The following is a 9,797-nucleotide window of genomic DNA, read 5'->3' as shown; positions in this document are numbered from 1 at the left end:
CGGCCAGGGCCCGGATGCTACCGACGGGTTGGCGCACCGGCGCGGGCGGGGGTGCGTGGCCTTGACCACGCACCCCGGCCGTCGGGCCGTACGGAAGGCGTCAGCGCAGGAAGGGGTCCACCGCGACCGCCACGAACAGCAGCGACACATAGGTGATGGACCAGTGGAACAGCCGCATCTCCTTCAGCTTGCCGCCCGTGACCTCCGCCTTGGCCCGCGTCTGCAGCCCGTGCGCCTCCCACAGCCACCAGCCGCCCGCCGCCAGCGCGACCGCGGTGTAGAACCAGCCGGTGTAGCCCAGCGGCTGCAGGAGCAGCGAGACGGCGACCATCACCCAGCTGTAGAGGACGATCTGCCGGGCGACGACCTTGTTGGAGGCGACGACCGGCAGCATCGGCACGCCCACGCGCGCGTAGTCGTCCTTGACCTTCATGGAGAGCGGCCAGTAGTGCGGCGGCGTCCAGAAGAACATGACGAGGAAGAGGACGACCGGGGCCCACGACAGCGAGTCGGTGACCGCGGACCAGCCGATGAGCACCGGCATGCAGCCGGCGATGCCGCCCCAGACGATGTTCTGCGAGGTGCGGCGCTTGAGGATCATCGTGTAGACGACCACGTAGAACAGGAGCGCGCCGAGGGCGAGCCAGGCCGACAGCCAGTTCACGGTCAGCCCGAACAACAGGGTCGAGCCCACCGCGAGGGTGATGCCGAAGGCGAGGCATTCACGCGGGCTGACCATCCCGGTGACCAGCGGCCGCTGCGAGGTGCGGTCCATCAGCGCGTCGATGTCGCGGTCGATGTACATGTTCAGGGCGTTCGCGCCGCCCGCGGACAGATAGCCGCCGAGGCAGGTCAGGAGCACCAGTCCGAGGTCCGGAACGCCCTGCTGCGCCAGGAACATCACCGGGACGGTGGTGATCAGCAGCAGTTCGATGATCCGCGGCTTGGTCAGCGCCACGAAGGCCTTCACCCGGGCCCCGACCGGCCGCCGGCTCGGGCTCCGGCTCGTCCCGACGATCCCTACTGGACGGGATTCAACGGCCGTCACGCACACCCCTGACAGAGACTCCCAGCAAGCCCGGGAGTGTGAACTCCCCGTAAGGGCTCGCGCGTACCACGCCACTGTAGACGTTGCCCATACCCCGACATTCGCGGGGGTGGGGTCGTGTTGGACGGCGCCCCCGTAAGAGCCGGACGGCACTCCGTTGAGCACTCGTACGAGCGGCTCCGTATTCACTTGCCTAACCGGGGAACACGCCGGTCGGGAGGCGGATCACGGATCCTCCCGGCAGTCTGGAACGACTCGAAAAAATGCGCGTTCTCACGGGGGTAGGCTCGACAAAGGCCGGTGGGCGCCGCGTGCACCGGCATTCGACATGCGTGACATGTGGAGAGGAGCCCTGACCCAGGGTGAGCACCAAGCCGACCACCACAGACCTCGAGTGGACCGAGCTGGACCAGCGGGCCGTGGACACCGCCCGCGTCCTGGCCGCCGACGCCGTACAGAAGGTCGGCAACGGCCATCCCGGTACGGCGATGAGCCTCGCGCCTGCCGCGTACACCCTCTTCCAGAAGGTGATGCGGCACGACCCGGCGGACGCCGACTGGGTCGGCCGTGACCGCTTCGTGCTGTCCGCGGGACACTCGTCCCTGACCCTCTACACCCAGCTGTACCTGGCCGGCTTCGGCCTGGAGCTGGACGACCTGAAGTCGTTCCGCACCTGGGGCTCGAAGACCCCGGGTCACCCGGAGTACGGCCACACCACGGGGGTCGAGACGACCACCGGCCCGCTGGGCCAGGGCGTCGCCAACGCCGTGGGCATGGCCATGGCCGCCCGCTACGAGCGCGGCCTGTTCGACCCGGACGCCCCGCAGGGCGAGTCGCCCTTCGACCACTTCGTCTTCGCCATCGCCGGCGACGGCTGCCTCCAGGAGGGCATCTCCGCGGAGGCGTCCTCGATGGCCGGCCACCAAAAGCTCGGCAACCTGATCCTGCTGTGGGACGACAACCACATCTCGATCGAGGGCGACACCGAGACGGCCGTCTCCGAGGACACCGTCAAGCGCTACGAGGCCTACGGCTGGCACGTGCAGCGCGTGGCCCCGAAGCCCGACGGCGACCTGGACCCGCAGGCCCTCTACGACGCCATCGAGGCCGCGAAGGCGGTGACGGACAAACCGTCCTTCATCGCGATGCGCTCGATCATCGCCTGGCCCGCGCCGAACGCGCAGAACACCGAGGCCGCCCACGGCTCGGCCCTCGGCGACGACGAGGTCGCGGCCACCAAGCGCGTCCTGGGCTTCGACCCGGACAAGACCTTCGACGTCGCGGGCGACGTCATCGCCCACACCCGGGGCGCCCTGGAGCGCGGCCAGGCGGCCCGCGCCGTGTGGGAGAAGTCCTTCCAGCAGTGGCGGGACAACAACCCCGACCGCGCCGCCGAGTACGACCGCGTCGCCGCGGGCGAGCTGCCCGCCGGCTGGGAGGAGAAGCTCCCGGTCTTCGAGCCCGGCAAGGGCGTCGCCACGCGTGCCGCGTCCGGCAAGGTGCTCCAGGCGCTCGGCGCGGTCATCCCCGAGCTGTGGGGCGGCTCCGCCGACCTCGCCGGCTCGAACAACACGACGATCGACAAGACGTCGTCGTTCCTCCCCGAGGGCAACCCGCTGCCCGAGGCCAGCCCGTACGGCCGCACCGTGCACTTCGGCATCCGCGAGCACTCCATGGCCGCGGAGATGAACGGCATCGCCCTGCACGGCAACACCCGCGTCTACGGCGGCACGTTCCTGGTGTTCTCCGACTACATGCGCAACGCCGTCCGGCTGTCCGCCCTGATGCACGTCCCGGTGACGTACGTGTGGACGCACGACTCCATCGGCCTCGGCGAGGACGGCCCCACCCACCAGCCCGTCGAGCACCTCGCGTCGCTGCGCGCCATCCCGGGCCTGAACGTGGTCCGCCCGGCCGACGCCAACGAGACCGCGATCGCCTGGCGCGAGATCCTCAAGCGCTGGACGAAGGTTTTCGGCAAGGGAGCCCCGCACGGTCTCGTCCTCACCCGCCAGGGCGTGCCGACCTACGAGCCCCACGAGGACGCCGCCAAGGGCGGGTACGTCCTGTTCGAGGCCTCCACGGGCACGCCCGAGGTCATCCTCGTCGCGACCGGCTCCGAGGTGCACGTCGCCGTCGAGGCGCGCGAGCGGCTGGAAGCCGACGGCGTCCCCACGCGCGTGGTGTCGATGCCGTCCGTGGAATGGTTCGAGGAGCAGGACCAGGGGTACCGGGACAGCGTCCTGCCCCCGTCCGTGAGGGCCCGCGTCGCGGTCGAGGCGGGTATCGGTCTGACCTGGCACAAGTACGTCGGGGACGCCGGCCGCATCGTTTCCCTGGAGCACTTCGGTGCTTCCGCCGACGGCAAGGTCCTCTTCCAGGAGTACGGCTTCACTGCCGAGAACGTGGCCGCGAAGGCCCGGGAATCCCTCGCCGCCGCCCAGCGCTGACGCTCACACACGACCGTAGGAGATGTAATTCCATGACAGACGCACTCAAGCGCCTCTCCGAGGAAGGCGTGGCGATCTGGCTGGACGACCTGTCGCGCAAGCGGATCACGTCCGGCAACCTCGCCGAGCTGATCGACCAGCAGCACGTCGTGGGCGTCACCACCAACCCGTCGATCTTCCAGAAGGCGATCTCGCAGGGCGACGGCTACGACCAGCAGCTGTCGGACCTCGCCGCCCGCAAGGTCACCGTCGAAGAGGCCATCCGCATGATCACGACGGCGGACGTCCGCGACGCCGCCGACATCCTGCGCCCGGTCTTCGACGCCACCGGCGGCCAGGACGGCCGGGTGTCCATCGAGGTCGACCCGCGCCTGGCGCACCACACCAAGCCGACGGTCGCCGAGGCCAAGCAGCTCGCGTGGCTGGTCGACCGCCCCAACACGCTGATCAAGATCCCGGCCACGATGGGCGGCCTGCCGGCCATCACCGAGGTCATCGGCCTGGGCATCAGCGTCAACGTCACGCTGATCTTCTCGCTGGAGCGTTACCGCCAGGTCATGGACGCCTACCTGTCCGGCCTGGAGCAGGCCAAGGAGCGCGGCCTGGACCTGTCGAAGATCCACTCGGTGGCGTCCTTCTTCGTGTCCCGCGTGGACACCGAGATCGACAAGCGGCTCGACGCGCTCGGCACCGACGAGGCCAAGGCCGCCCGCGGCAAGGCGGGCCTGGCCAACGCCCGGCTCGCCTACCAGGCGTACGAGGAGGTCTTCGCCGGCGAGCGCTGGGCCGCGCTGGAGAAGGCGGGCGCCAACAAGCAGCGTCCGCTGTGGGCCTCCACCGGCGTGAAGGACCCCGCCTACAAGGACACCCTGTACGTGGACGACCTGGTGGCGCCGAACACGGTGAACACCATGCCGGAGGCGACCCTGTTCGCCGCCGAGGACCACGGGCAGATCACCGGCAACACCGTCGCCGGTACCTACGAGCAGGCCCGCGCCGAGATCGACGCCGTCGAGAAGCTCGGCATCTCCTACGACGAGGTGGTCCAGCTGCTCGAGGACGAGGGCGTCGACAAGTTCGAGGCGTCCTGGAACGACCTGCTCAAGTCGACCGAGGCGGAGCTTCAGCGCCTCGCCCCCTCGGAGGGCTGAACTCTGTCGAGCAGCAACCCGCTGCGTGACCCCGCCGACCGACGGCTCCCGCCCATCGCGGGGCCGTCGGGCCTGGTCATCTTCGGCGTCACGGGCGATTTGTCCCGGAAGAAGCTCATGCCCGCCGTGTACGACCTCGCCAACCGGGGTCTGCTGCCGCCGGGCTTCTCGCTGGTGGGCTTCGCCCGCCGTGAGTGGGAGCACGAGGACTTCGCGCAGGAGGTCCACGACGCGGTCAAGGAGCATGCCCGCACGCCCTTCCGCGAGGAGGTCTGGCAGCAGCTCGTCCAGGGCATGCGCTTCGTGCAGGGCACCTTCGACGACGACGAGGCCTTCGAACGGCTGCGCGGGACCATCGAGGAGCTCGACAAGGCGCAGGGCACGGGCGGCAACTTCGCCTTCTACCTCTCGGTGCCGCCGCGCTCCTTCCCGGTGGTCATCCAGCAGCTGAAGAAGCACGGACTGGCCGACCAGAAGAACGGCTCCTGGCGACGGGCGGTCATCGAGAAGCCCTTCGGCCACGACCTCGCCTCCGCCGAGGAACTCAACAAGGTCGTCCACGAGGTCTTCGGCTCGAACCAGGTCTTCCGCATCGACCACTACCTCGGCAAGGAGACCGTCCAGAACATCCTGGCGCTCCGCTTCGCCAACACGATGTTCGAGCCGATCTGGAACCGGTCCTTCGTGGACCACGTGCAGATCACCATGGCCGAGGACATCGGCATCGGCGGCCGGGCCGGCTACTACGACGGCATCGGCGCCGCCCGGGACGTCATCCAGAACCACCTGCTCCAGCTCATGGCCCTCACCGCCATGGAGGAGCCCGCCGCCTTCGACGCCGACGCGCTGGCCGCCGAGAAGACCAAGGTGCTCGGCGCCGTGCGGCTGCCGAAGGACCTGGGCCTCGCCACCGTGCGCGGTCAGTACGCGGCCGGGTGGCAGGGCGGCGAGAAGGCCGTCGGTTACCTCGAAGAGGACGGCATCGACCCCAAGTCGAAGACCGACACCTACGCGGCCGTCAAGCTGGAGGTCGACAACCGCCGCTGGGCGGGCGTCCCGTTCTACCTCCGGACCGGCAAGCGCCTCGGCCGGCGGGTCACCGAGATCGCGGTCGTCTTCCAGCGCGCCCCGCACTCCCCCTTCGACTCCACGGCCACAGAGGAGCTCGGCGCGAACGCGATCGTCATCCGCGTCCAGCCGGACGAGGGCATCACGGTCCGCTTCGGCTCCAAGGTGCCCGGCACCTCCATGGAGATCCGGGACGTGTCGATGGACTTCGCCTACGGCGAGTCCTTCACGGAGTCCTCGCCCGAGGCGTACGAGCGGCTCATCCTCGATGTGCTGCTGGGCGACTCGAACCTCTTCCCCCGCACGGAAGAGGTGGAGCTGTCCTGGAAGATCCTCGACCCGATCGAGCAGTACTGGGACAAGAACGGCAAGCCCGCGCAGTACCCGTCGGGCACCTGGGGGCCCGTCGAGGCCGACCAGATGCTCGAGCGAGACGGACGGAGCTGGCGTCGGCCATGAAGACAGACCTCACGGACACCACTGCCAGCAAGATCAACAAGGCGTTGGTGCAGGGCCGGCGCGCGATAGGCACCCCCGCCGTCGGCATGGTGCTCACCCTCGTCGTCGTCACGGACGAGGAGAACGCCTACGACGCCCTGAAGGCCGCCAACGACGCCTCGCGCGAGCACCCCTCGCGCACGCTGGTGGTCATCAAGCGCGTCTCGCGCTCTCCGCGCGGCCGCACCCAGTCCCGCCTCGACGCCGAGGTACGGCTGGGAGCGGACGCCGGCAGCGGTGAGACGGTCATCCTCCGGCTGTACGGCGAGGTGTCCGACCACGCCCAGTCGGTCGTGCTGCCGCTGCTGCTGCCGGACGCGCCGGTGGTGGTCTGGTGGTCGGTGGACGCCCCGCGCGACCCCGCGGGCGACCCGCTGGGCGCCCTGGGCCAGCGCCGGGTCACCGACAGCTACGCGGCCGAGAAGCCCATCAACGAGCTGCGGGGCCGCGCCGAGAGCTACGAGCCGGGCGACACCGACCTGGCGTGGGCCCGGATCACCCCGTGGCGCTCGATGCTGGCCGCGGCCCTCGACCAGGTGAGCTGCGAGATCGTCTCCGCCGAAGTGGCGGGCGAGGAGGCCAACCCGAGCGTCGAGCTGCTCGCCATGTGGCTCGCCGACCGCCTCCACGTCCATGTCCGCCGTGCGGTCTCGGCCGGTCCCGGTCTCACCCAGGTCCGGATGGAGACCACCGGCGGCCCGATCACGCTGCACCGCTCGGACGGCGCGATGGCCACCCTGGCGCTGCCGGGCCAGCCGGACCGCGCGGTGGCGCTCAAGCGCCGCGAGACGTCCGAGCTGCTCGCGGAGGAACTGCGCAGGCTCGACCCCGACGACACCTACGCCTCCGCCCTGCGGTTCGGCGTGGACCGGCTGGGCGGCCAGTCCGCCGCGGAGCGGGAGGCGGAGCGGGCCGCGGCGGCCGCTCAGCCCACGCCGGCCCTCCCGGTCCGGACAGTGGCGGAACCGGCCGCCGCGGACCGCGCGTCGGAACCGGCCGCCGCGGACCGCGCGTCGGAACCGGCCGCCGCGGACCGCGCGTCGGAACCGGCGGCCACGGACCGCGCGTCGGAACCGGCTCGTGCTGCCGCCGTCCCCCCGAGTCAGGGCGACGCCGAACGGCCCTCTCCGGCGCAGATGCCGCCGGTCAGGAAAGCGGAGCCGCAGTGAGCACCCCCCAGCTGGTCGTGCATCACGACAAGGAGCTGATGGCGCAGGCCGCGGCGGCCCGTCTGATCACGAAGATCGTGGACGCCCAGGCCTCCCGGGGCCAGGCGTCCGTGGTCCTCACCGGCGGCCGCAACGGCAACGGTCTGCTCGCCGCGCTCGCGGTCGCGCCGGCCCGCGACGCCGTCGACTGGAGCCGCCTCGACCTGTGGTGGGGCGACGAGCGGTTCCTGCCCGAGGGCGATCCGGAGCGCAACGTCACGCAGGCCCGCGAGGCCCTGCTGGACTCCGTCCCGGTGGATCCCGAGCGCGTGCACGCCATGCCCGCGTCCGACGGCCCGCACGGCACGGACGTGGAGGCGGCCGCGGTCGCCTACGCCGAGGAGCTGGCCCGCGCGGCCGGCCCCGAGAACCACGGCGCCGTGCCCGCCTTCGACGTCCTGATGTTGGGCGTCGGCCCGGACACCCATGTGGCCTCGCTCTTCCCCGAGCTGCCGGCCGTGCGGGAGACCGAGCGCACGGTGGTCGGCGTCCGGGGCGCGCCCAAGCCCCCGCCGACCCGGGTCACCCTCACGCTCCCGGCGATCCGGGCCGCGCGCGAGGTGTGGCTGCTCGCGGCCGGCGAGGACAAGGCGCAGGCCGCGGCGATCGCCCTGTCCGGCGCGGGCGAGATCCAGGCCCCGGCGGCGGGCGCCCGGGGCCGGTCCCGCACGCTGTGGCTGCTGGACTCGGCGGCCGCGTCCCGGCTGCCGAGGTCGCTGTACCCGCCGGCGTCCGCCTGACGCGGTCGCTCGTCTCCGCACGGAACCCGTACGGTCAACGGCCGTACGGGTTCCGGCCGTTCCGGGGCTGACGGGCGCCGTGCGGGCCGTAGGGATGTCCCGCGGCCGGAGTGCGAGGGGCGCCCGGCGGGGGGCCATAGGGGTTTCCCGGCGGCGGGACCCGGAGCGGCGCGGGCGCCGGCGGCAGGCTCGCCGGGTGGGCCGCCAGGCGGATCCCGTAGCGCCGCTTGAGCCGACTGGTCTCCACCAGGGCGATGGCGGTGACCGTCAGCGGGGCGCCCAGGATGAAGACGACCCCCAGGGTGAGGCTCAGTCCGTGCAGGTCGCCCGTGACGAGGTCGGGGACGGCCATCAGCCAGGTGGTCACCGTGGCCAGCAGAGGCGGCAGGCAGCGGTGCACGGCGGCGGTGCCGAAGAAGTTGCCGGACAGCCGCAGGGCGCCCGCCGTCACGAAGACGGCCAGCCACAGGCCGACGAGGGAGAGCAGCAGCTTGGGGACCAGCCCCACCATCTCGCTCGCCCGGAAGGTCCCCACGGTCGCCATGAGGCAGCCGATGAAGAGCAGCAGGAGCTTCAACGCGTCGACGAGAGGCGTCCTCAGCTGCCGCAGGGCGCCGGTGCGCCGCCAGACGAACAGCATCGCGCCGACCGTCAGCGGGGTGAGGAAGAACAGCACCGCCGACGCGATCGCGGTGTTCTCCACCATCTCGTCGACGGCGAAACCGCCCTCGACGAAGGTGTAGACGCCCACCGCCGCCACCGCCCCCGCGACGACCCTGACCCGCTTGAGCCTCTCCACCGTCGGATCGAGCGAGGGCGGTATCCACGCCGGGTGGAACACCGCGCGCGCCACCTGATGGGGCCTGAGGAAGGAGCCCACGGTCAACGAGCCGTCGGTCCAACTCCTGCGTGCACTGGTCACGTTGTGCTCCCCCGAGCCCTCGGTCTCATGATCGCCGTGGAGTCTACGGGAAACGGGCGGCGACGCGCCGCCCGTCCCCCTCGGCGGGCTTGCTCAGGCCCGTGCCGCTACCGGCCGCGCAGCTCCCGGTACTTGGCGACCAGGGCCCGGGTGGAGGCGTCCAGCCCGGGCACCTCGGCGCCCTCGGTGAGCGCGGGCTCGACCCGCTTGGCGAGGACCTTGCCGAGCTCCACGCCCCACTGGTCGAAGGAGTCGATGTTCCACACCGCGCCCTGCACGAACACCTTGTGCTCGTAGAGGGCGATGAGCTGGCCGAGCACCGAGGGGGTCAGCCGGCGGGCGAGGATCGTGGTCGTGGGGTGGTCGCCCCGGAACGTCTTGTGGGCCACCAGTTCCTCGGGCACGCCCTCCGCGCGCACCTCCTGCGGGGTCTTGCCGAAGGCCAGCGCCTGCGTCTGGGCGAAGAAGTTGGCCATCAGCAGGTCGTGCTGTGCCCGGAGCTCGTCGCCCAGCCCGGCGAGCGGCTCGGCGAAGCCGATGAAGTCGGCCGGGACGAGCTTGGTGCCCTGGTGGATCAACTGGTAGTAGGCGTGCTGTCCGTTGGTGCCGGGCGTGCCCCACACCACGGGGCCGGTCTGCCAGTGCACCGGCCGGCCTTCGCGGTCCACCGACTTGCCGTTGGACTCCATGTCCAACTGCTGCAGGTACGCCG

The 9,797-nt window shown here is 71.3% G+C and carries 7 protein-coding genes and 1 pseudogene; 5 read left to right on the top strand and 3 right to left on the bottom strand.

What is annotated here, in order from left to right:
• Positions 1–100: 100 nt before the first annotated feature.
• The gene (locus ACFVYK_RS37195; RefSeq protein WP_389781162.1) at positions 101–1,054 is read right to left on the bottom strand and encodes a heme o synthase; all 954 of its coding nucleotides are present in this window, start codon (positions 1,052–1,054) and stop codon (positions 101–103) included.
• 356 nt (positions 1,055–1,410) lie between these two features.
• Here ACFVYK_RS37195 and tkt point away from each other — a divergent pair, with 356 nt between their 5' ends.
• The 5 genes from tkt to pgl are packed head-to-tail and all read left to right on the top strand — an operon-like array spanning position 1,411 to position 8,163.
• Positions 1,411–3,498, top strand: coding sequence for a transketolase (gene tkt / locus ACFVYK_RS37190; protein ID WP_389781161.1), 2,088 nt, complete (start codon positions 1,411–1,413; stop codon positions 3,496–3,498).
• Between the two features lie 32 nt (positions 3,499–3,530).
• Positions 3,531–4,649: a transaldolase gene (gene tal, locus ACFVYK_RS37185; RefSeq protein WP_389781160.1), complete on the top strand. Its 1,119-nt coding sequence runs from the start codon at positions 3,531–3,533 to the stop codon at positions 4,647–4,649.
• A 3-nt stretch (positions 4,650–4,652) separates the two neighbouring features.
• The gene (gene zwf, locus ACFVYK_RS37180; RefSeq protein ID WP_389781163.1) at positions 4,653–6,176 is read left to right on the top strand and encodes a glucose-6-phosphate dehydrogenase; all 1,524 of its coding nucleotides are present in this window, start codon (positions 4,653–4,655) and stop codon (positions 6,174–6,176) included.
• Entirely contained in the window at positions 6,173–7,384 is a 1,212-nt protein-coding gene (opcA, locus tag ACFVYK_RS37175) for a glucose-6-phosphate dehydrogenase assembly protein OpcA (protein WP_389781159.1), read from the top strand. The genes zwf and opcA overlap by 4 nt, the downstream gene beginning before the upstream one ends.
• Positions 7,381–8,163, top strand: coding sequence for a 6-phosphogluconolactonase (gene pgl, locus ACFVYK_RS37170; RefSeq protein ID WP_389781158.1), 783 nt, complete (start codon positions 7,381–7,383; stop codon positions 8,161–8,163). The genes opcA and pgl overlap by 4 nt, the downstream gene beginning before the upstream one ends.
• Before the next feature lie 34 nt (positions 8,164–8,197).
• On the opposite strand, the gene ACFVYK_RS37165 is transcribed toward pgl, so the two are convergent.
• The gene (locus ACFVYK_RS37165) at positions 8,198–9,085 is read right to left on the bottom strand and encodes a hypothetical protein (protein WP_389781157.1); all 888 of its coding nucleotides are present in this window, start codon (positions 9,083–9,085) and stop codon (positions 8,198–8,200) included.
• 107 nt (positions 9,086–9,192) lie between these two features.
• Positions 9,193–9,797: pseudogene (locus tag ACFVYK_RS37160) on the bottom strand (glucose-6-phosphate isomerase); the annotation flags it as partial.

It is taken from the genome of Streptomyces sp. NPDC058291 (assembly GCF_042880855.1).
Lineage (GTDB): Bacteria > Actinomycetota > Actinomycetes > Streptomycetales > Streptomycetaceae > Streptomyces.
Note: the sequence above shows the minus strand (reverse complement) of the source record. Positions and strands in the feature narration are given on the sequence as shown.

Bases quoted from the DNA above. Each gene is read 5' to 3' on its own strand.
- opcA (WP_389781159.1), top strand. From the start codon at position 6,173: ATGAAGACAGACCTCACGGACACCACTGCCAGCAAGATCAACAAGGCG.
- tal (WP_389781160.1), top strand. From the start codon at position 3,531: ATGACAGACGCACTCAAGCGCCTCTCCGAGGAAGGCGTGGCGATCTGG.